Source organism: Singulisphaera chitinilytica, assembly GCF_049331405.1.
Classification (GTDB): domain Bacteria; phylum Planctomycetota; class Planctomycetia; order Isosphaerales; family Isosphaeraceae; genus PoT.
Window position 1 is genome coordinate 1249917 of the sequence record NZ_CP186274.1, and the last position, 21334, is coordinate 1271250.

The 21334-nt window shown below is 65.8% G+C and carries 21 protein-coding genes; 14 read left to right on the forward strand and 7 right to left on the reverse strand.

Features of this window, described 5'->3' with window-relative positions; genetic code table 11:
- Positions 1–2 precede the first annotated feature (2 nt).
- Entirely contained in the window at positions 3–443 is a 441-nt protein-coding gene (locus tag ACOYYX_RS04885) for a VOC family protein (RefSeq protein ID WP_422928814.1), read from the forward strand.
- Between the two features lie 81 nt (positions 444–524).
- Here ACOYYX_RS04885 and ACOYYX_RS04890 read toward each other — a convergent pair whose 3' ends face one another.
- The 4 genes from ACOYYX_RS04890 to ACOYYX_RS04905 form a co-directional block, all read right to left on the reverse strand.
- Positions 525–1283 (reverse strand): SDR family oxidoreductase, encoded by a 759-nt coding sequence (locus ACOYYX_RS04890; RefSeq protein WP_422928815.1) that lies wholly within the window; start codon positions 1281–1283, stop codon positions 525–527.
- Between the two features lie 246 nt (positions 1284–1529).
- On the reverse strand, positions 1530–1928 hold the full coding sequence (locus ACOYYX_RS04895) for a type II toxin-antitoxin system VapC family toxin (RefSeq protein ID WP_422928816.1): 399 nt from the start codon (positions 1926–1928) through the stop codon (positions 1530–1532).
- A complete protein-coding gene (locus tag ACOYYX_RS04900; RefSeq protein WP_422928817.1) occupies positions 1925–2170 on the reverse strand; it encodes a hypothetical protein in 246 nt (81 codons plus the stop codon). Before ACOYYX_RS04900 ends, ACOYYX_RS04895 begins: the two co-directional genes overlap by 4 nt.
- A gap of 225 nt (positions 2171–2395) precedes the next feature.
- On the reverse strand, positions 2396–2863 hold the full coding sequence (locus tag ACOYYX_RS04905) for an alpha/beta hydrolase (RefSeq protein WP_422928818.1): 468 nt from the start codon (positions 2861–2863) through the stop codon (positions 2396–2398).
- A gap of 146 nt (positions 2864–3009) precedes the next feature.
- Here ACOYYX_RS04905 and ACOYYX_RS04910 point away from each other — a divergent pair, with 146 nt between their 5' ends.
- Positions 3010–3609 (forward strand): DUF3137 domain-containing protein, encoded by a 600-nt coding sequence (locus tag ACOYYX_RS04910; protein WP_422928819.1) that lies wholly within the window; start codon positions 3010–3012, stop codon positions 3607–3609.
- A gap of 60 nt (positions 3610–3669) precedes the next feature.
- On the opposite strand, the gene ACOYYX_RS04915 is transcribed toward ACOYYX_RS04910, so the two are convergent.
- Complete coding sequence (locus ACOYYX_RS04915; protein ID WP_422928820.1) at positions 3670–3807, reverse strand: NmrA family NAD(P)-binding protein; 138 nt, start codon at positions 3805–3807, stop codon at positions 3670–3672.
- A 345-nt stretch (positions 3808–4152) separates the two neighbouring features.
- Between ACOYYX_RS04915 and ACOYYX_RS04920 the strand changes: the two genes are divergently transcribed.
- From ACOYYX_RS04920 to ACOYYX_RS04965, 10 genes are all read left to right on the forward strand, one after another.
- Positions 4153–4434, forward strand: coding sequence for a hypothetical protein (locus ACOYYX_RS04920; protein WP_422928821.1), 282 nt, complete (start codon positions 4153–4155; stop codon positions 4432–4434).
- A gap of 158 nt (positions 4435–4592) precedes the next feature.
- Positions 4593–5681, forward strand: coding sequence for a DUF1559 domain-containing protein (locus ACOYYX_RS04925; RefSeq protein WP_422928822.1), 1089 nt, complete (start codon positions 4593–4595; stop codon positions 5679–5681).
- Between the two features lie 249 nt (positions 5682–5930).
- Positions 5931–6344 (forward strand): BlaI/MecI/CopY family transcriptional regulator, encoded by a 414-nt coding sequence (locus ACOYYX_RS04930; RefSeq protein WP_422928823.1) that lies wholly within the window; start codon positions 5931–5933, stop codon positions 6342–6344.
- Positions 6341–7636, forward strand: coding sequence for a M56 family metallopeptidase (locus ACOYYX_RS04935; RefSeq protein WP_422928824.1), 1296 nt, complete (start codon positions 6341–6343; stop codon positions 7634–7636). Before ACOYYX_RS04930 ends, ACOYYX_RS04935 begins: the two co-directional genes overlap by 4 nt.
- A complete protein-coding gene (locus ACOYYX_RS04940; protein ID WP_422928825.1) occupies positions 7534–9465 on the forward strand; it encodes a carboxypeptidase-like regulatory domain-containing protein in 1932 nt (643 codons plus the stop codon). The genes ACOYYX_RS04935 and ACOYYX_RS04940 overlap by 103 nt, the downstream gene beginning before the upstream one ends.
- Before the next feature lie 194 nt (positions 9466–9659).
- Positions 9660–10169: a GNAT family N-acetyltransferase gene (locus tag ACOYYX_RS04945; protein WP_422928826.1), complete on the forward strand. Its 510-nt coding sequence runs from the start codon at positions 9660–9662 to the stop codon at positions 10167–10169.
- Between the two features lie 330 nt (positions 10170–10499).
- A complete protein-coding gene (locus ACOYYX_RS04950) occupies positions 10500–11666 on the forward strand; it encodes a biotin/lipoyl-binding protein (RefSeq protein WP_422928827.1) in 1167 nt (388 codons plus the stop codon).
- Between the two features lie 55 nt (positions 11667–11721).
- The gene (locus tag ACOYYX_RS04955; protein ID WP_422928828.1) at positions 11722–12981 is read left to right on the forward strand and encodes an FtsX-like permease family protein; all 1260 of its coding nucleotides are present in this window, start codon (positions 11722–11724) and stop codon (positions 12979–12981) included.
- Between the two features lie 86 nt (positions 12982–13067).
- Positions 13068–14237: an ABC transporter permease DevC gene (devC, locus tag ACOYYX_RS04960; protein ID WP_422928829.1), complete on the forward strand. Its 1170-nt coding sequence runs from the start codon at positions 13068–13070 to the stop codon at positions 14235–14237.
- Positions 14234–15355, forward strand: coding sequence for an ATP-binding cassette domain-containing protein (locus ACOYYX_RS04965; protein WP_422928830.1), 1122 nt, complete (start codon positions 14234–14236; stop codon positions 15353–15355). Before devC ends, ACOYYX_RS04965 begins: the two co-directional genes overlap by 4 nt.
- 19 nt (positions 15356–15374) lie before the next feature.
- Here ACOYYX_RS04965 and ACOYYX_RS04970 read toward each other — a convergent pair whose 3' ends face one another.
- Positions 15375–17027: a serine/threonine-protein kinase gene (locus tag ACOYYX_RS04970; protein ID WP_422928831.1), complete on the reverse strand. Its 1653-nt coding sequence runs from the start codon at positions 17025–17027 to the stop codon at positions 15375–15377.
- Positions 17028–18234: 1207 nt separating this feature from the next.
- On the opposite strand from ACOYYX_RS04970, the gene ACOYYX_RS04975 reads away from it, so the two are divergent.
- Entirely contained in the window at positions 18235–18753 is a 519-nt protein-coding gene (locus tag ACOYYX_RS04975; RefSeq protein WP_422928832.1) for an Imm7 family immunity protein, read from the forward strand.
- 188 nt (positions 18754–18941) lie between these two features.
- Here ACOYYX_RS04975 and ACOYYX_RS04980 read toward each other — a convergent pair whose 3' ends face one another.
- Entirely contained in the window at positions 18942–19556 is a 615-nt protein-coding gene (locus tag ACOYYX_RS04980) for a hypothetical protein (protein ID WP_422928833.1), read from the reverse strand.
- A 377-nt stretch (positions 19557–19933) separates the two neighbouring features.
- On the opposite strand from ACOYYX_RS04980, the gene ACOYYX_RS04985 reads away from it, so the two are divergent.
- Positions 19934–21307: an 8-oxoguanine deaminase gene (locus ACOYYX_RS04985; protein WP_422931591.1), complete on the forward strand. Its 1374-nt coding sequence runs from the start codon at positions 19934–19936 to the stop codon at positions 21305–21307.
- Positions 21308–21334: the final 27 nt, after the last annotated feature.

Genomic DNA, 21334 nt, shown 5'->3' on the forward strand with positions numbered 1-21334 from the left:
TTATGACGATTCAGCGGATGGACAACATTCTCATCGTTGTCGAAGACCTCGAGGCGGCCAAGGCGTTCTTCGTCGAGCTCGGCATGGAGCTGGAAGGTCAGACGACGGTCGAGGGGAGCTGGGTGGACCGCACCATCGGGCTCGATGGCGTCCGTGCCGACATCGTCATGATGAAGACCCCGGACGGCCACGGCCGGGTCGAGCTGACGAGGTTCCACACGCCGCCGGCGGTCAGGGCCGAGCCGAAAGACGCCCCGGCGAACGCGCTGGGGCTACGCCGCATCATGTTCGCCGTCGATAACGTCGACGACGTCGTTGCCCGCCTGCATGGCCACGGTGCGGAACTCGTCGGCGAGATCACCCAGTACAAGGACATCTACCGTCTCTGCTTCCTGCGCGGGCCCGAGGGCATCATCATCGGACTGGCCCAGCAGCTCAGATAAAACCAGAGACTTGGGGATCGCAAAAGGAGGACCGGGCCATGAGCCGTTTCTGTGCCCATGGCCCGGCGGTACTCTCTCAAATCACCAGGGCAGGGCCTCGCCGACGTGGAAGAAGCCGCCGGTCGGGCCGTCGTCGGCGAGCGTCGCGAGTTCCACGCTCGTCTTGCCCCCTTCGGAGAGCTCCATCGGGGCCGCCGGCCCGCCCATGTCCGTCTTCACCCAGCCGGGGTGGGCCGAGTTGACCTTGATCGGCGTGTCCTTGAGCTCCTGGGCGAGGTGGACGGTGAAGGCGTTGAGCGCCGTCTTCGAGGCGTCGTAGGCGAACGCCTTCATCGAGTAGATCGGAGACTTCGGGTCGGAGTGGAGCCCGAGCGAGCCGAGGATGCTCGACAGGTTGACGATCCGCCCCGTGGGAGCCTTGCGGATGAGGGGCAGGAGGGCCTGCGTCAGCGCGATGACGGCGAAGAAGTTCGTCTCGAATGTTTTGCGGAGGATGTCCTGGGTCACGGTCGAGGTCGTGTTCGCCCCGCCGGGTGCGCCGAAGTCGGCCTCGTCGAGCGCGACGCCCGCGTTGTTCACCAGGATGTCGAGCTTGCCGTATTTTTCCTGGATGTGCTGGACGATCGCCTGATGGTCCTCCGCCCGGGTCACGTCGAATTTGACGGCCTCGGCGTTGGTGATCCCCTCGGCCTTGAGCTTCTCGACGGCCGCCTTGCCTTTGGCCTCGTCGCGGCTCCCGATGACGACGGCGATCCCCTGCTTCCCGAGCCCCTTGGCCGTCTCGAGCCCGATCCCCTTGTTCGCCCCGGTAATAAACGCGACTTTCCCCTGATTAGACATGCTTTGCTCCCTGTGCCGATGGACGGACGATCAGAGTAGCCCGACCGCCCCATTTGAAGGGGGGAATTGCCTGCACATACCAGGATCTTATAGCGACGGCGTCAAGCATTCACCGCCGTTGAATCGCGATCTCGGCCACCGAGCCTTTGAAGTGGCTCTGCCTTCGCAATCCCGAAGCGAGCTCGAATTTGTATTGAAAATTTGAATAAGCCAGTTATGCGTTGCGGGAGGGCGCGTCTCTGTCTCTTAAGGAGTCAACCAATCTACGAGCCTGAGTCCTCGGATCGGTGTGAAGTGGACGGTATTGTTCGTGACCAGAGTCAGGTCATGAGTCAAGGCCACCGACGCGATCATCAGGTCAATTGAGTCGATTCGCGACCCATCTTGGCTGAGCGAGGCGCGAAGTCTTCCAAACTGCTCGGCACATTCCGGGTCGAAATCGAGAACCTCGATAGTCTCGATCAACAGTCGGATTGATTCGAGAATCGGTGTGGGATCGTTACGCCTGTACGCCCAGTCGTAAAGCTCTCCTAGGACTACCGTCGGGATCGCCATTTGCCCCGAATGCTGCATGAAGCGATGGACAAGTCGTGTAGGCCGCTTGAAATGGGCCGAGACAATGTTGGTGTCGAGCAGGAAGCTCATTCGGAGATCTCACGATGTCTCCCGGCTCCCTCGCGTTCTCGGATGATCTGATCGAGATCGTCCCACGCGTCTTGCGGGAGATGTGCAAGCGAGCCTGCCGTTTTCAGGATGGCATCAATTCGAGCTTCGGGCGATGCGATAACCCGAACTTTCACCTCGACCCTTTGGCCATCCGCAAGGCCGGGATTCGTCCGGAGTTCGATGGTATTGCCGTGAATAACGCCTTCGATCGTTTCAGCCACGTCTCACCTCCTCAACGCCGAATGGACCTCGCCACTCTTCGTATCATAGTGTTCGGATGTTCGGAATAGATCAACCCCGGGGGCGGATCTGGGTATGCCCGATGCATCTCTCAAACCTAAACTTGATGCGAGAGACCGTTTCGAAATCAGGGGGGAAAGAATACTGCTCGTGGCGGCTTGCTCGAGGGATGACTGGTACACGAGCTCGACTCAAGGTCTCGCAACTCAAAGGGCTCGTGGTTTCTCGATGGCATTGATGAGCGCCTGGAAGGCTTCCTCGTCGATCATGTTATGGTCGAGGCCGACGACGATCAGGGCGGATTCGGGGAGGAGGCTGGCCTGGAGCAGGAGGCGGCTGTCGGCGATCGGGATCACGGCATCGTGCTCGGAGTGTAGGATCGTCGTGCCGGGCTTGGCTCGGTTGGCGAGGCCCCACTTGCGCCAGGCGGGGGCGATCAGGATGAGCGGGGTCGAGCCCGAGTCCATATTCAACGCCACGGCGCCGCCGCGACTGCTGCCGATGACCAGATTGGGAGGCGAGGCCGCATACGCCTCGTTCGCGATCCGGACCGAGGCGGCGAAGTCGTCGTCGGGCATGCCGGGGTTCGAGACCTCGTAGCCCCGGCCCAGCAGGAAACTCGGCTTCTTGCCGCCCGGTTTCGAATAGAGCCCGTGGAGGTAGAGGATCTTCATGATTATCTTCCTGGTGAGCCGGAGAGGAGGATGGCGTCGAGATCGCCCGGCGCGAGCCACGAAAAGGGCCGACGCCTCCAACGATTCGAAGCCGTCGACGAAGACCCGTATGCCAAGAGCGTACGACAATCGCGAAGGAGCAGGCCATGGGGTGGTTCGGACCGAGCCGGGATGAAGTCTGGAGGCTACTCAGCGACGAGATCGGCGCCGATTTCGCTGAGGGGGGATTCTGGAAGGGGAGTCGGGTCGACGCCCACGTCCCCCCCTGGACGATCACCCTCGACACCTACAACAAGTCGGAGGGCAAGCACTCCCACCCTTACACGCGAATGAGGGTCCCTTATCTAAACCCCGACGGATTCCGGTTCAAGATTTACCGTAAGGGGCCCTTCACCGAGCTGGGTAAGCTGTTCGGGATGCAGGATATCGAGGTCGGCGACCCCGACTTCGACGAGGCCTTCGTCATCCAGGGGAACGACGAGGCGAAGGTCAAGGAACTCCTCTCCAGCAAGAGCCTCCGGGTCCACCTGAGCCTCCAGCCCAGGCTCCATTTCCAGGTCAAGGACGACGAGGGCTGGTTCAAGCCCAGGTTCCCCGAGGGCGTCGACGAGCTCTCCTTCGAGATCCGAGGCACGCTCAAGGACCTCGACCGGCTCAAGAATCTCTTCGACCTCTTCGTCGAGACCCTCGACCAGCTCTGCAAGATCGGCGCGGCGAGCAAGGTCGACCCCGGGTTCACGCTCTGAACGACTCGAGGACGAAGGGGGGAACCTCCGGTCGTCCCGGAGGCCCCCGGGTCGAGCCGATCAGCGGAAGAGGTTCGCGTGCTCCTCGGCGGCCTTCGACGGGCTGCGGACCAGGGCCCGCGTGCGCTCCCCCGACTTCGCGAGGCGGTCGAGCACCGTCCGGCCGTTCGTCCCTGTCGCGCCGATGACGAGTCTCATCGAACTCTCCCTTCCGTAAATCTGGGGGAATGGTCTGTCTCCACACATCATCGCATTGCGGGCTTCCCGGCCGGCGAAGTTGCGGATTGTAGGCCGGTTGCCCGGGATCGCTAAGGATGCAAGTCGGCTTTCGTGATTTTGTGTTGATTTGTTGGAGGAAGATTCAATAAATCTTCGCAACCCCTTCGCGCCGACTTTCCCGAGATCGACTAAGCTCTTCGGACCCGCCATGACGGGCGGGACGCGTGGAGCGATGTCGCCCTCGCGATGCCCGCCTCGGATCCTGGTCGGCGTTCGTCCTCCCTGGGCGAGCGCGCCGAGGAGAGTTCCTGGAGCCCCCCTTCGATGAGGAGTTGGTGGACCTCTTTCCGCCCGGCCGCGCGATGGTCGGGCCTCGTCCGAATGACCGCCGTCGGGCTCTTTGCCCTGCCGATGGGGTGGATGGGATGCTCCCCCTCGGAGACGCCCGCTCCCAAGGCGAGCCAGACGACCTCCGCGGCGTTCGACAAGTCCGAGTTCACTCCGAAAGAGTGGGCGAAGATCCGCGAGATGGATCGCGAAGACATGCTCGAGTACAAGCAGAAGCTCCGGGAGGCCCGCAAGTCGGCGGGCAAGCCTCGCTCCTGAGACGGCCCGCCCCGGGCAACCCCGCTTCCTTCTGATTCGATGAATTGCCCTCGGCCTTGACCCTCCGTCGGACGAAGTCGTCCGACGGTGCGGATCGTCGTCGGCTCGTGCCCCCCCACGCGCGTCGACGACCTCATTCCCTCCCTATGGAGAGTTCGATGACCCGTTCGTCCGAGATCCGGAAGCCCGCGCGTGGCTTCACCCTGATCGAGTTGCTGGTGGTGATCGCGATCATCGCCGTGCTGATCGCCCTGCTTCTCCCCGCCGTGCAGGCCGCCCGCGAGGCCGCCCGCCGCATCCAGTGCACCAACAACCTCAAGCAGCTCGCGCTCGCGACGCACAACTACGAGTCCGCCGTGGGCTCGTTCCCGATGGGCGACCACCGGGGCCGCTTCTACGACGGGACGACCATCCGCCAGAACTTCGGCCCGTTCGTGGCGATCTCCCAGTTCATGGAAGCCGGCAACGCCTACAACTCGTTCAACGTCAACCTGATGATCATGCTGGCGCCGAATGCCACCGTGAATTCCATCGGGCTCTCGACCCTCTGGTGCCCGAGCGACGGCAACATCGTCGGCTTCCGCTCGACCGACCAGACCGGCTGGGACGACTCCATCATCCCCGTCTGCTACAGCAGCTACGCCGGCAACGGCGGCCCCTTGCTCTACTACGCCAACGGCGTCGGGGCGAACAACGTCATGAGCCGGATGCAGGGGATCTTCTCCTACATCGGCGGCTGCTGCGGCGACGGCCGCCCGAGCGTCGCCCCGGTGAAGCTGGCCGACATCACGGACGGTACCAGCAACACGATCCTCTACATGGAGCACTCGTTCACCAAGGCCCAGTCGTCGTTCAGCACGAACCCCAACGGGCCGAACTGGTGGACCTCGGGCGACTACGGCGACACCGTCATCGCCGCCCTCTTCCCGCCCAACTACTTCAAGTCGTATCAGGAGTCGGAGCCGGCCTCGAACGGAAACGGCGGCCTCTGGCCCGGCACCTACATGTTCCCCCGCCCCTCGAAGCGGAACTTCACGCCGGTCTCCACCAGCCTCCACCCCGGCGGCGTCAACTCGGCCTTCTGCGACGGCTCGGTCCGGTTCATCAAGGACTCGGTCAACTCGTGGAACCCGAAGGCCATCACCTTCTCGAACCCCGAGTACAACCTCAACGGCCAGGCCCCCGGCGTCTTCCAGGCCCTCGCCACCCGCAACGGCGGCGAAGTGATCTCGTCCGACGCATTCTGATGAATTGTCGTATCTCATTTGCCTCCGCGTCCGGCGGGACCCCGATCGGGGCCCCGCCGGGCGGCGCGAGATCCCCTCGGCCATCGCGAGCCGAGGGGATCACGCCCCTCCCCTCATCCCATCTCAACCCCCCCCGCATTCATGACCGGCCCCGCAGCGCCGTCAATAACGCGAAACAACTCGTTGACATCTACGGGACGACTCGTACGATAGAGGACGTTGTTACGCCTCGTCCCGTAGGAGTAGGTCATGGCTGATGTGACACCGACCTCGCGAGAGCTGGAGGCGCTGAAGGTCCTCTGGCGCCGGGGGCGCGCGACCGTGCGAGAGATCTATGGAGAGCTCAAGCCACGCGACGGCGAGCTCGCGTACACGACGGCGTTGAGCCTGCTCCAGACCATGGAGCAGAAGGGGCTGGTGGGACACGAGTCGGCCGGGAAGGCTTACGCCTACTTCGCCAAGGTCAAGCGCGACAGCGTCTTCCGCAAGCTCGCGGGGGGATTCCTCGACCAGGTGTTCGACGGCGCGATGGGCGAGTACGTCGCACGAGCCCTCCAGTCGCGCAGGCCGAGCCTGGAGGAACTCGAGGAGTTGGAGGTCATGATCGCCGACGCCAAGAAGCGGGCCCGGGAGCGGGACGACAAGGGAGGGACGAAAGGATGAGACCCTGGTCGGGAACGATCAATGACTGGCTCGTCGACTATTACGCCCTCGCGACGGTCGTCCTGCTCGCGGCGGTCGTCGTCATGGCTCGGATGCGACAGCCGGCGCGTCGCCTCGCCATCGCCCGGTCGACCGTCCTCGGCCTGGCGATGCTCGCAATCCTGGCGGCCTTGCCCGGCTGGCCTCGGGCGAGCTGGCGCAGTCGGCCGGGCGAGATGAAGCCGGATCGCACTGCGGCGGCTTTGACGTCGGTGCGGGATTCCGAGATCCGCGGGCCCGCGCAACTCGAGAGCCGGCCGCGCCTCCAGGAACGGATGCCGAGAACTCCGTCCTCGCCGACCGGACGTGATCCGAGCATGGGGACCGACGCATCGGCTCGACCTTCGATCGGGCCATCGGTTCGAACATCACCGGGTAGGTGGACGTTCGATTGGCCGGGCCTCGCCGGGCGTGCGTACATGGTCGGCGTGGCGACGGTGCTGGCCTGGCTCGGGATCGGATTGTGGCAGACGATCCTCCTCCGGCGCCGATCGCGATTGGCCCCTCAATCGTCGCGAGAGCTGCTGGAACAGATCATCGGCGACGGCCGCGCCACGCCCGACCTGCTCCTCTCCGGGCGGCTGGCCCAACCCGTCGCGGTGGGTCTGCTGCGGCCGACGATCATCCTGCCCGAGCGGTTCATCGAGGAGGAGCCGCGATGCCGGCTCGAGGCCGCGCTGGCGCACGAATGGGCACACCTCCGCAACGGTGACCTCCGCTGGATCGCCCTCTCGGGGCTCCTGATGCCCGTCCTTTTCGCACACCCCGCGTACTGGTGGCTGCGACGTCGGACCCGCGAGGACCAGGAACTCCTGGCCGACGCCGCGGCGGCGACGGGGCGGGCCGATTATGCCGAGGCCTTGCTGTCGTGGGCGAGGCGGATGCCCCGTCCACTGCCCCTGTCGGTCGCGGGATCGCTGGCACTCTGGGAGCGTCCCTCGCAACTCAAGAGGAGGATCGTCATGCTGCTCGATCGCAACTTCCGCGTGGAGCCGACATGCCCGAGGCGCTGGGGTCTCGGCATCCGCGCCGCGACGGCGCTTTCCGTGCTGGCGCTCTCGTTCGTCACGTTCCGCCCGTCCGCCGTCGAGGCCGATGCGCCCCCGGCGCGAAGGCCGACGGCGATGCCGAGGCCGGCGCGAAGGCCAGGGTGCTCGACCCCGAGGGCAAGCCCGTCGCGGGGGCGACCGTTTATCGGTGCTACCCCGAGCCCGGCCCGGTCAATGACTTCCGCCGGCGTTACGCCCCCGTGACGAAGGGCGCGGTCGTGCTGACCCGCTCGGGCCCCGACGGCTCCTTCCGCCTGTCCCCCGAGGACAGGGAGGCCGCTCGGGATCGACTGATCCAGGTCGTGGTCATGGCCGATGGTTACGGCCCGGCGTTCCTGGAGCCTTCGATCGACGACGCCGCGCCGGCGCTCCGCCTCGTCAAGGACGACGTGCCGATCCGAGGGCGAGTGTTCGACCTCCAGGGCAGTCCCGTCGCGGGAGCCAAGGTCCAGGTCATCGGCATCCTCCGGCCCAAATCCGGCAAGCTCGACGAGTGGCTCGAAGTCCTGAAGCAGGAGAAGGCCGCCTACCCCGCGCAGGAAAAGGCGCTCCGAGCCTGGTCGGGCGATGATATCCCGATGCTCCTCCCCGCGGTCGAGGCCGACCGCGACGGGCGGTTCACGATCAAGGGGATCGGCCGCGAGCGGATCGCGACCTTGATCATCGAAGGGCCGGGCATCGTGAGGCTCTTCGAGTATGCCGCGACCCGGGAGATGCCGCCGGTGAAGATCCCGTTTCTGGAGCGGGACAACGTGCCCAGGACCGACGAGGTCTTCCATGGCGCGACGCCCGAGCTTGCGGCGGGCCCCGGCCTCGAGGTCGTCGGCACGGTCCGCGACAAGGACACCGGCAAGCCGCTGGCCGGCATCACCGTGCAGCCGACGATGCCCTTCGGCAACCCGTTTCGCTACTTCAAGACGACCACCAACGCCAAGGGCGAATACCGGCTCGCGGGCTTATCCCTGAAGGACAAGTACGGCGGGATCCAGGACATCCTGGCCGTCGCGGAGGGAGGGCCGCCCTATGTCCCGACGAGCCTGAAAATCGAAGAGACACGAGCACCCGGCCCGATCCGCAAGGACTTTGCCCTGGGTCTCGGCACCTGGGTGCGCGGGCGGGTCGTCGATCGCTCGACCGGCAAGCCGGTCTTCGCCGAGCTCAACTACTACATCCTCCAGGACAACCTGCACGCCAAAGGTTATCCGAGGTACGGCACGACCCGCTTCATGAGGCCGTTCTTGACCGACGAGGAGGGCGCCTTCCGGATCGCTGTCATCCCCGGCAAGGGCATCCTGGCCGCCTGGGCCCCCGGTTCCTACCGGATCGCGACGGGGCTCGAGACCTTCCAGGGTCGGGACGCGGGAGGGCTCGAGGTCATCAAGGTCCTCCGCGATGAGATCATCCCCGCGAACTTCAACACCCTCGTCGAGGTCGACCCCAAGGTCGGGGAAGAGTCGATCGCGGTCGAGATCGGGGTCGATCCCGGTCGGACGCTCAAGGGCAAGGTCGTCGGCCCCGACGGTGAGCCTGTCGCCGGCACTTTGATGATGAGCGCGGAGGACTTCTACCAGCGATGGTCCGAGAAGCCCCTGCCCACCGCCGAGTTCGAGGTCCGCGCGCTCGGTCCCCATCGCAAGCGAGGCTTGATCTTCTATCACGAGGCGAAGAACCTCGCCGGGGCCTACGTGGTCAAGCCCGACGAGGAGGCTCCCCCGACCGTCAAGCTCGAGCCTTGCGGGATCCTTACCGGTCGGCTCATCGATCGCAGCGACCTTCCTCAGGCCGGGGCGTTGTTGATCTGCGATCGCCCGATCGTCTGGGAGAAGGACGGGGCCGAGCTCGACAAGGGGGCCCTCCCAGCGGCCATCAAGACCGACAAGGACGGGCGGTTCCGCGCCTCCGGACTGGTCCCGGGCCTGAAGTACACCCTCACAGCCTGGAAGAACGGCCAGTACGCCGGCCAGGCTGTCAAGGATGTCGTCATCCGGGCGGGCGAATCCAGGGACCTGGGCGACATCAAGGCCGAGGACTGATGGGACGGCCGGAGAGCGGGCCGGGAGTCTCCCGACCCCGGCCTCCCGGGGGACGACCTGGCCGCTCTCTGGCACCGACGATCCCCATCGCGATGCGATGCGATGCGATTGCAGCGGGCGATTCGATCTGCTCCGATGGAGCGGTCGAAGCCGAGTCGGATCACCCCCCGATCCAGGTCGAGTCGAGAATCGCGATGACCGTGACCATTCGCCCCGAGCGTCCCGAAGACTATCCGTCGGTATTTCAGGTCAACGTCGCGGCGTTCGGCCAGGAGGACGAGGCGAGGCTCGTCGACGCCTTGCGCGCGGACGGCTACGCCCGCGTGAGTCTCGTCGCCGAGGTGGACGGGCGGATCGTCGGCCACATCCTGTTCAGCACCCTGACGCTGCGGGCCGGCGGCCAGTATCGGGACGAGGTGTCCCTGGCGCCGATGGCGGTCGTCCCGGAGTGGCAGCGGCAGGGAATTGGCACGTCACTGGTCCACGAGGGCCTGAGCGCCTGCGAAGAGGCGGGGCATAAGGTCGTGGTCGTCGTGGGGCACCCGGATTTCTATCCCCGGTTCGGATTCTCGGCGGACCAGGCCGACCGCTCGATACGGTCCCCCTATGCGGGGCCGGCGTGCATGGCCCTCGAACTCGTCCCAGGCACGCTGGGCGACGCCCTCTGGGATGTCGAGTACCCGCCCCCGTTCGGGCCGCTCTGACGCCCGGAATCGGGCCGGGCGATCACGAAGGCTCGCCGCCTGAGCTCGCCTCGACGGCCCTCGCTCGGGACATCGGGCCCGGGATGCGTCATTGATTTCCGGGCGGCAAGATGTTACGTCTTTGATCTGACCCGAATGCCCGGGCTGCGCGCATCCAGGCTCAAGACTTGGATGGATTCTGAATTGTCGAGGTCGGCCGGATGATCCCGGTGCCCGACGCGCAGGACGCCAGGAAATCTCGTGACGAAGGCGCGATTCGCCCGTTTTGGGCTGTGGCGTCGGCGGGGCAGCGACGTGGGGGATCGGTCCAGTCCTATGCGAGCACGATTCGTGACCCGAGCCCGATACTTCATCCCAGTCGGCCTTCTGGGGATCCTGACCGTCCTGGGACTCTTGCAGCAGGTGGCCGCGCAGGGCGACCAGAGGCCCGCCGCGACCTCGGGATCCTCGGGCTCCGCGCTCGTCCGCCCGAACCCTGGCACGTCTCCCGGCGAGCCGATCCACGCCCTGGCCAGGCTCGAGCCGGCTTCGGGCCTGATCGCCGTGGGCGTGCGGCCGGGGATCCGCGTGGACGAGGTCCGCGTCAAGGAAGGGGATCAGGTCAAGGCCGGCGACATCCTCGCCGTCCTCGAGGGGAGCGCCCAGGCCCGCAAGCAGGTCGAACTGGCCGAGGCCCAGAAGGCCGGCGCCGACTTCCGCCGATCCGTCCAGCGCGAGAAGATCACCCTCGACCGCCAGCGTGACAAGGATCTCTACCAATCGCGCCACGACACCGCCGCGAAAGTCGCCACATCGACCCGGCAAAAATATGACGAGCTCATGAAGCTCCAGGGCACGCTCTCCGCCATCATCGAGAAGGACGCCCGGACGAAGTATGAGATCGCCGGCGCCGCACACCAGTTGGAGATGGCCGCGCTCAAGGCCGAGCTGGAACTGCGAGAGTTGGAAGTCGGCGAGGCCCTGAAGCCGAAGCTCCAGGCCCAGGAAGACCGGGAACTCGCCGACAACGGGCCGGAGACCGAGGTGCTCGTCAAGCAGATCGACGCGGCCCGCGAGGCCCTGGCTCAGACCGAGGTCCGCGCGACGGGGCCGGGGCTCGTGCTCGACGTCCAGATCCGACCCGGCGAGGTCAGCAACGGCTCGTTGCTGTCGCTCGGGGATCTCTCGGCGATGGTCGCGAAGGCCGAGGTCTATCAGACCGACGTCGACAGGCTCGCGGTCGGGAACGTCGCCGAGGTGCTCGTCCAGGGGCGCCCGGTCGCCGGCAAGGTCGTCAGAATTGGCCGGATCGTGGGGGGGAACGAGCTGCGGAGCCTGGACCCGAGGGCCCTGCAGGACCTCCGGGTCGTGACGGTGACCATCGCGCTCGAGAGCGCCGCGGAGGCCTCGAAGTTCGTGCGGCGGCAGGTCGACGCGACCATCACGCCGACCCCGGACACCGCCTCATATCCCGATCCGAGCTCGAGCACGAGCCCGGCCTCGGGCGGCCCTCGATAGCGGCGGGGCCTCGGCCTCAACCAGATCCCCCGAGCGCCCGGAGCGGTTTTCGACCATGCCCGTTTCCTCGACCCCGCCGCGAGACCGAACGCCCCCGCTGGCGCTGCGGAACGTCCTGTATGCGAGGGGGCGGTCGCTGGTGGCCATCGCGGGGATCGGCTTCGCGTCGGTCATGGTCCTGCTGCAGCTCGGGTTCCTCGAGGCGGTCAAGGTCACGGCGGCGATCAACTACGACCAGCTCGACTTCGACGTCGCGCTCGTCTCCGTCGAGTTCGAGCAGTTCTACGACCCCGGGCAGTTCCCTCGCGAGCGCCTCCGCCAGGCCGAGTCGCTCGCGAACGTGACCTCGGCGAAGCCCCTCTACGCCAGCATGAACTCGTGGCGATGCCCGCCGTATCCGGTCACCGTCGAGGCCGCGAACACCACGCCCGGCGAGGTCGGCGCCTTGAAACGCTGGTGGCTCGGCGATCGCCGTCCCCGCCCCTTGCAGGTCCGCGACCTCCTCGTCCTCGGCGTCGACCCGGAGAAGAGCCCTTTCCACGACCCAATCAAGGGGGAAATCGAGTCGCAGGCCTCGGCCCTCCGCGAGGACGACCGGCTCCTCTTCAATCGCTGGTCCAACCCCGACTTCGGCTGGAACGAGCGCGACCTCTTCCAGGGGTGGGAGTTGGGCGGGCGCTCGGTGACGGTGGCCGGGCCGTTCACGTTGCGGAGGAGCTTCGGGGCCGACGCCGCCGTGCTTTGCGACGATCGCAACTTCGCCCGCGCGTTCGGCCATGTGGGCGAGGCTCCCATCAACTTCGGCCTGCTCAAGGTCCGGCCCGGCACCGAGGCCGAGACGATCGAGGCCCTGCGCCGGGCCTTGCCCGTCGACGTGACGCCGATGGCCCGCGACGAGCTTTATACGATCGAGCAAGCTTTCTGGGTCACGCAGACGGCGACGGGCAAGATCTTCAGCTTCGGCGTCTTCGTGACGATGGTGGTCGCGGCCGTGGTGGTGTACCAGGTCCTCTCCAACGACGTGCGCGAGCACCTGCCCGAATACGCCACGCTCAAGGCGATGGGGCACACGGATCGGTTCCTGTCGAACGTCGTCCTCGCCCAGGCGTTCATCTATGCGACCTCCGCGTATTTGCCGGCCGTGGTCCTGGGGGCGATCCTCTACCGGGTCACGGAGACCCTGGCGAATATCCCGATGGTCCTGACCCAGGCGAACCTGTTCCTGGTCCTCCTCCTCGACGTGGTCGCGGCGCTGAGCTCGGGGCTCCTGACGCTCCGCCGCGTCCGCTCGGCGGACCCGGCCGACCTCTTCTGATCGGGGCGAGAGAGGATGAACAACCCAAACGGCGGCTCGAATCTCGTGATGAAGCGGATCTGCAAAGAATCCGGGGAAGCCCGTCGATGAGCCGAATGCGACGAGTGCCCCTGGCCTGGCGCAACCTGACCGAGAACCGCCGACGCCTGGCGGCCTCGGTCGCGGGGGCCGCGTTCGCGGTGGTCCTGATGCTGCTCCAGAACGGCTTCCGAGATGCCCTGCTCGACAACATGAGCTCCCTGATCGCGCGGATGGACGGTGACCTCTTCCTCACGAATCGGGCGCGGTACATGATCTCGCACCCGGCCCCGTTCCCGCGCCGGAGGCTGGCGCAGGCGCTCGACGTCGAGGGCATCGCCGGGGCGAGCCCGATCTACATCGACGCCGAGCGCACCCGATGGCGCAACCCGCTGACCGGCCTCTCCAGGCGGATTCGCGTGGTCGCCTTCCCCCCGCGCGAGGATGTGCTCGACATCGAGGCCGTCAAGGCCCGGCGCAACCTCTGGGACCGGCCCGAGTCGGCGCTCGCCGACGACCGTTCCAAGCAGGACCTCTACGGCAAGCTCGCCGCCGGCACCGTCTCGGAGCTGAACGGGCGCACGGTCAAGCTCGTCGGCACCTTCTCGCTCGGCACCGACTTCCGCAGCAACGGCACGATCCTCATGAGCGAGCAGAATATGCTCGCCTATTATCCCGACCGACGCGGTACTTCGTGGGGGGAGACCAAGATCGACGTCGGCGTCCTGCGGCTCCGACCGGGCAGCAGCCCGATGCAGGTCAAGCGAGACCTCGAGGCGAGGCTTCCGAGGGATGTCATCGTCCTGACCAAGGCCAGGTTCCTCGCCAAGGAGCAGGACTTCTGGGAGAACGCCGCGCCCCTCGGGGTCGTCTTCGACATCGGCGTGGCGATGGGGTTCGTCGTCGGCCTGGCGATCTGTTATCAGGTCCTCTTCAGCGAGATCAGCGACCGGCTCCCCGAGTTCGCGACGCTCAAGGCGATCGGGTACAGCAACTTCGAGCTGCTCCTGGTGGTGGTCGAGGAGGCCGTCTATCTCGCGCTCTTCGGGTTCGCGTCGGGCCTCGTGGTGAGCCTGGGGCTCTTCCTCTGGCTGGAGAGTTCCACGGGGCTCGAGATGTCGCTCAAGCCGCCGGGTGCGGCGATGATCCTGGCGTTGACGATCGTGATGTGCGTGCTCGCCGGCAGCCTGGCCGCACGCCGCCTGCTTTCCCTCGACCCGGCGGAACTCTACGAATGAGCATGGTGGAAGTCCCCGTCGTGCCGCTGCACCCCCCGGCCGTCCGCACCAAGGGGGTGAATTACGCCTTCGGCGAGGGGGAGGCTCGCTCGCAGGTCCTCTTCGACGTCGAGCTCGTGATCGACCCGGGGGAGGTGGTCATCATGACCGGCCCCTCGGGCTCGGGGAAGACGACCCTCCTGACCCTCATCGGGGCCTTGCGCCACGTCCAGGAGGGGAGCGTGCAGGTCCTCGGCCGGGAGCTGGCCGAGATGTCGGCGGCGGACCAGGTCCGCCTGCGTCGGGAGATCGGCTTCATCTTCCAGCACCACAACCTGTTCAGCTCGCTGTCCGCCATCGAGAACGTCCGGATGGCCTCGGCGCTCCAGGTGGAACGGCATCAGACCTCGAGTGAGGCCGGAGAACCCGCGGCCGAATTGCTCGGGCGGCTCGGCCTGGGCGACCGCCTGCACCATCACCCCTCGCAGCTCTCCGGGGGCCAGCGCCAGCGCGTCGCCATCGCCAGGGCGTTGGTGAACCGCCCCCGCCTCGTCCTCGCCGACGAGCCCACGGCCGCCCTCGACGCCGAGTCGGGCGAGGCGGTCATGACGATGCTCCACCAGCTCGCCGACAGCCCGACCCGATCGACGATCCTCATCGTCACGCACGACCAGCGCCTGATCGACCGGGCCGACCGGATCGTGAACATGGTCGCCGGGCGGATCGTCTCCAACGTGCGCCCGGCGATGGCCGTCCGGATCTGCAAGGCGCTCTCGCAGACGAAGGAGCTGGCCGGGATCGGGGAGTCCACCCTGGCGAGGCTGGCCGACAGGATGTCGGTCGAGTACCGGCCTCGCGGCGACATCATCGTGCGCGAGGGGGATCGCGGCGACCGCGCCTACGTGATCGGGCAGGGGGTCGCGAAGGCGTACAAGGGGGACTCGACCCCTCGCGAGCTGACCGTCGGCGAACGCTTCGGCCGGATCACCGCGATCTCGCACATGCTCATCGACGAGACCGTCGAGGCCCTGACCGACGTCGAGCTCTACTGGATCTCCGAGGACGACACCCGGCAGATCCTCGAATCCGACAAGAACCTCGAGGAGCGGATGCGCCGCCACTACATGAGCCGGCAGTGATGGCGGAGCCGGTCCGGCTTCAAACCGTGGCGGCCGCGCCGAGGGGCCTGCCCGCCTCGTGCCACCAGTGCGAGGCCGAGGTGTGATCCCAGTCCCCCGCCGACCGGCAGGAGGCGAGGGCCCGCTCGAGCTCCAGGGCGTCGGCGAAGCGCCCGTCCGGCTCCTTGGCGAGGCAGCGGAGCACGATGCGCTCGAGGTCTTCGGGCACGCCGGATCGGATTTTCGAAGGGGGGACGACCGGGTCTCTCGTCGCCGCGATCATGACCGCCGCGGCCGATTCCCCCTCGAACGCCGCGCGGCCGGTGAGGAGGAGATACGCGACGCCGCCGATGGCGTAGAGGTCGATCCGATGGTCGACCGGGCGTTCGCCGTTGATCTGCTCGGGGGCCATGAACTGGGGGGTGCCCGGGGGCGTGTGCGTCTGCCGGAGGGTCATCGTCCCCGAGTCGACGTCCTGCTCCTTGACGAGGCCGAAGTCGAGGAGCTTGATGAAGTCGTAGCGCCCGCCTCGCCTGGCGGCGAAGAGGTTCGCCGGCTTGATGTCGCGATGGATCAACCCCGCGCCGTGGGCCTCGGCGAGGGCCTCGCAGGCCTGCCGCAAGAGGTAGATCACCCGCCCGGCCGGCTGGGGCCCGTAGAGGTCGGAGAGCTCCTCGAGGGTCATCCCCTGCAGGTATTCCATCACGTAATAGAAGGTGCCGTCGGCCGTCGCCCCATAGTCGTAGATATCCACGATATTCGGGTGCGTGAGCCTAGCCGTCGCCCGGACCTCCTTCTCGAACCTGGCGAGGGCGCTGGCCTCGCCAGCCCGGTCGGGCCGGATCAGCTTGATGGCGCAGGGACGCTTGAGAAGCTGGTGCTCGGCCAGGTAGACCTCTCCCATGCCGCCGGAGCCGATCTTGTCGCGAAGCTGGTACTGATTGAGCCGCTTGGCCTCGAACGCCTCCTTGCGAAGGACGCCCAGGACGTGCGTCCCGTAGATGGAGAGCCCCCCGGAGACCAGCAGGAGCGTGAGGTCGCGGGCGATGCGCTCGGTCGTCGCCACATGCCCGAGCACTCCCATGAGCTTCGGGTGGGTCAGCAGCAGCAGGGCGGTCGTCGCCCCCGGCAGGGCGGCGAAGGCCAGGGCGAACCGGCTGGCTCGCTGCCAGTTCCCGGGGATGAACAGGGCGTGGGCGAACATCAGGATCATCGCCATGATGATCATGTTCTTGGAGGCCGAGACGATCGCCACGGGATCGTCCCTGAGGGCCGCCACCAGCATCGCGTTGTAGACCCGGATCGCCAGGACCAGGGCCGTCGCCCCGAAGAGGGCCGCCTCGTTGGCCCGGAGCCATCGCGTGTTGAACGTCCGGGGCGCCGTGAGCAGCACCGTGCACGTCGCGATGCCCAGGATCGCCGCGACCTGGAGCTGCCAGGCCGCCGAGGCCGCGTAGAGGATATCGCGGATCAACGTGAGCGTGAGCGCGACCGAGAAGAATGTCCCCACCGCGCGGAGCCTCGCCTGGAGCAGGGCATCGCCGCCCCCGCTCGTCGGTGCCCCCACGCCCCGGATCCCCGCATCCTTCGCGATGGGCTTCGCATCAAACGCGAGCTCACGCCCTCGCCTCGCCCCCGGATTCGGCTGGGCGGACGTCGTCGGCTGATCCTGAAGGGGTTCCTGCTTGCTCATGACCATCCCCACCGATTCCGCCTGCGATCTCCATTGGGCGTCTGAAGGTACCATCGTACCCCCTCTCACCCTACAAGAATCGCCGACCCACCCCCAACCGCCAATCTCGCCACGATTGGCATGTAGCCCGGGAGGATCGCCCGCATGCGCCTCCCATGACCGTGGCGACGGGTCGGGACAAGGTGTTAGGTTGGTGGAATACAGTCATGAAATGGTTTAGAAACAGAGTGTGTACTGCGAACCTGTCCGTAGCTGCATTGTACCTGTCGCTGAGTTTGGCGGTGCGGAACCAACCATGTCAGGCCGCTGACCTAGGGCGACGACTGCACCGAGAAACGGGATGGCGAGCATTGAAAAAGCCTGGCGTTCGAGAACGGATGCGAGTTGCGGGAATCTCTGGCACAGGATAGTGCGTGGGTGCGATGATGTTATGGATGGCTCAGTGACGATCGATTGGCTGTCTTGGTGACCACCGTCGTCACGATCGGGCCAACCTTCATCCATCTGTTACGTGTGCAGAGGATCAAGCGAACGATGTCCGAGGCAAAGAATTACTCGGTGGATGGCAAAGACCGCGAGGAATGCGATTGCGGTTGGAGGTCGATGCCGCATCGCCTCGTTACGTCGCCGCCGAAGACCAAGCTTCGGAGCCTTGATGAGTTGCGGCGCGGCTGGGGTGATCCGGTCTCATTTACCATCTCACAAGACCCACCTCAGTTCTGCGACCGTTTATGTTATGAGCGAGAGTCGGAGTGCTGCGCAATCTGCGGCGAGCGAACATACGGCGAGGGACGAATTCCCGCCAGCCTGCACCCGGTCTGGGCGAATGGACGAAGCATCGGCATCGGGATGTGGGTCCATCGAACTTGCTTCGAAAGCTGCCCAGATACGGGCGAGCCTGGCCCGATACCCTGGTGAGAGTCTTGGACCACACGCGTTAGCCGGTGGCTGGGAGGCTGCCTCATTACACCAAGTCGCGGAAAGTGCAGGTCCATGGCAGCGAGTGGAGAAGGAACTTTCCGCCGAGAATCATGACTCCGCTGATTTTGAGCAGACAATCCTCCCAGCTTGGAATCTACGGCGTCCCTCCGCCGATGGGCGAATAGTCCGCACGGTCATGTCATGTTGGTTGTCTCTCTGTTGTCTGTCAGCGAAAGTTAATAAATTGATATTTTTAATGTGATTGATTTTTGAAACAGGAGTATCCATGATGATCTTCGCCGCCGGCTGGTGTTTCTTGCGCACATCCCGCGACATCTACGCTGTGACATCTGCGAAGGACGCCTCGAAGGTTGATGAGGCAATCGACGCAGCCGACGCCCGACTTTGGGAAGAGTTTCGCCAATGGATATCGGCGAACGCATCGCCGTGGCTGCTATGCACGTTTAACGAGCACCACAACAACCACAAAGGATTTCTGCAGGTTTACCTGTCGAGAAATCACCGATCCTCGCCCTTCTGGGCCATGCTGGAATGGATTGCAGAGCACGGGCCGGCAAGTTATGGCTTGTTCTATGTCCACGACGATGAAGACACGGCAGGGACGCGGTACGGGCGGGGCATTCCAGAAGACTATGACAACGTCTTTCGCGTCCATCGAGTGATGAACGGCCGCGTGGATGAGCTGGCCGATCCATTCTTCGGCCCAATCGTGCCGAACCTCGAGCCCGTGCATCCATATGATCGCGAACTTCTGGACGACACCGACGCGGCTCCGAACGTATAAGTCGATTTTAGCGAATCTCACTCGCCCGCCGCAGTTGCCCTTGGCTGTTATCGATATCTTGCCTGGCGTCACACCCCTTGAACGACCCTTTCATCCGACGACGTACCGCAGCTTGCCTGATGTGTCACAGAACCTAACTGGCGAGGTCTTTCAGGCATGGCGTTCAGGAAGGGCAACACTCCTCTCGACTACCGGCTCAACGTACGAGCCGGGTCGATACCCAGCTTGCGGTACTTGTCGAGCACCCGAAAGCTCCGGCGGCTCCACCAGATGCTGACGTAGATCAGGACGGGGACGCTGAGGACAAGCTTATACTTCATGTGCTCGGTGAGGCCGCCTTTCCGGACTATCCCCGCGAGGACGAGCGGGCCCATCGCGAACAACGCAAGGCCAAGCAGGATGCCCAGGCCGGCGGCGCCGACCATCAGGCGGGCGCCGGCGCGGGAAGGGAGAGGCTCGAAGCCCTGGGCGCAGGAGATGCAGACGCGAGGGCGGGCGAGGACGAAGCGGTCGTAGCCATAAAAGGCCGTGGTCTCCACGGCGTTCATCTCGCGAATCGAGGTGGAGCCGCAGGCGGGGCACAGGTTGGATGACGCGGCGGGGGGTGGCAGCACCGGTTCGACTTCCGGGGGTTCCGGGACGTTGCCGCGTCGGACGTGGAACCAGTAGCCGAATCCGGCCGCCACCAGACCCGCGGCGGCGATGTACCAGCCGGCCCCGTTCAGGTCGGGGAGCATGAGCAAGGCCAGGCCCCCGGCGACTATCAGGCCCCCGAGCACGATCATCCCATGTTCCTGTCGCATCGTTGTCGCTCGCTATGACTCGATGATTATTCACATTTCTTCATGGAAATGCACGAGGCATGTAACGTGTTCGGCCCTGGGGCCAGTGCGTCGTTCCCGGCCCGCTGTCTCCATTGCCAATGGGGATCCGCAGGATGTCCGGAACGAGTGTCAAGGAACCGGAGGTCAGAATCCGACTCAGCCTTGGCTTTTGCCGGGCCGTTGTCATAAAATCCTTGACAAAAGGGTCTGCCTCGCCTTATCGAGGGCGCGAATGTGGGCCTTAAAAAGAGGGGGGATCGGCGATGAACGAGCGCGCGAGTGCGTCGGGGGCAGCTTCGTCCAGTGACCAGGCTCAGGCGGGCAGGGCGGAGGCCCAATCGCCAAGGCCCCGGACGATGCTGGTCAAGAACGCGACCGTGCTCGTCACGATGGACGGGACGCGTCGCGAGATCCCCGGCGGCGGGCTCTTCATCCGCGACGGCAAGATCGAGAAGGTTGGGCCAACCTCTGAGTTGCCTACTGAGGCCGACGAGGTGCTCGACCTCGCCGGGCACGTCGTCTTGCCGGGGCTGGTGAACGTCCACCACCACCTCTATCAAACGCTCTTCCGCGTCGTCCCGGGGGCTCAGGACGGCAATGTGTTCAACTGGCTCCAGACTCTCTACACGATGTGGGCGAGGATGACCCCCGACGCGCTCGCCTCGGCGACGCGGACGGGCCTCGCCGAGCTGGCCCTGACGGGTTGCACGACGGTCTTCGACCACTCGTACGTCTTCCCGAACGCCTGCCGGGTCGACGACCAGGTGGAGGTCGCCCGCGACATGGGGGTGCGGTTCCACGTCTCGCGCGGGAGCATGTCGCTAGGTCAGTCGAAGGGGGGGCTCCCGCCCGATAGCTGCGTCGAGGACGAGGAGGCCATCCTCAAGGACTCCCGCCGCGTGATCGAGGCCTATCACGACCCCGAGCCCGGCTCGATGACCCGGATCGTCCTGGCCCCTTGCTCCCCCTTCTCGGTCACTCCCGACCTCATGAGGGAGTCGGCCAAGATGGCGCGGGCGTACAAGGTCCACCTGCACACGCACCTGGCCGAGTCGCTCGACGAGGAGCGGTACACGACCAAGAATTTCGGCGTCCGTCCGGTCGGCCTGATGGAGCAACTCGACTGGGTCGGCAACGACGTCTGGTTCGCCCACGCGGTCCACATCGACGACGCCGAGATCGGCACCTTCGCCAGGACCGGCTGCGGCGTGGCCCATTGCCCGTCGTCGAACATGCGGCTCGCCTCGGGGATCGCGCCGGTCTGGAAGTACCGCAAGGCCGGGGTCAGGACGGGGCTCGGCGTCGACGGATCCGCCAGCAACGACAGCTCGCACATGCTGGCCGAGGCCCGCATGGCCATGCTGCTCGCCAGGACCCAACTCAGCTTCAACCCGGGGGGGCCGCCGGCCGAGAAGTCGTTCTGGATGACGGCCAGGGACGTGCTCGAGATGGGGACCCGCGGCGGGGCCGAGGTCCTGGGTCGCGACGACATCGGCTCGCTCGAGCCCGGCAAGTGCGCCGACTTCTTCGCGGTGCGGCTCGACGGGATCGAGTACGCCGGCGGGCTCCACGACCCCGTGGCCGCGACCGTCTTCTGCGCCCCGGCCCGCGCCAATTACACGGTGATCGACGGCCGCGTCATCGTCGACCAGGGGCGGATCACGACCCTCGACCTCCCCCGCGTCATCGAGGATCAGAACCGGATCGCGAGATCACTCGTGGATGGATGAGTCGGGCTGTGCCTTGTCGTCGGGTCT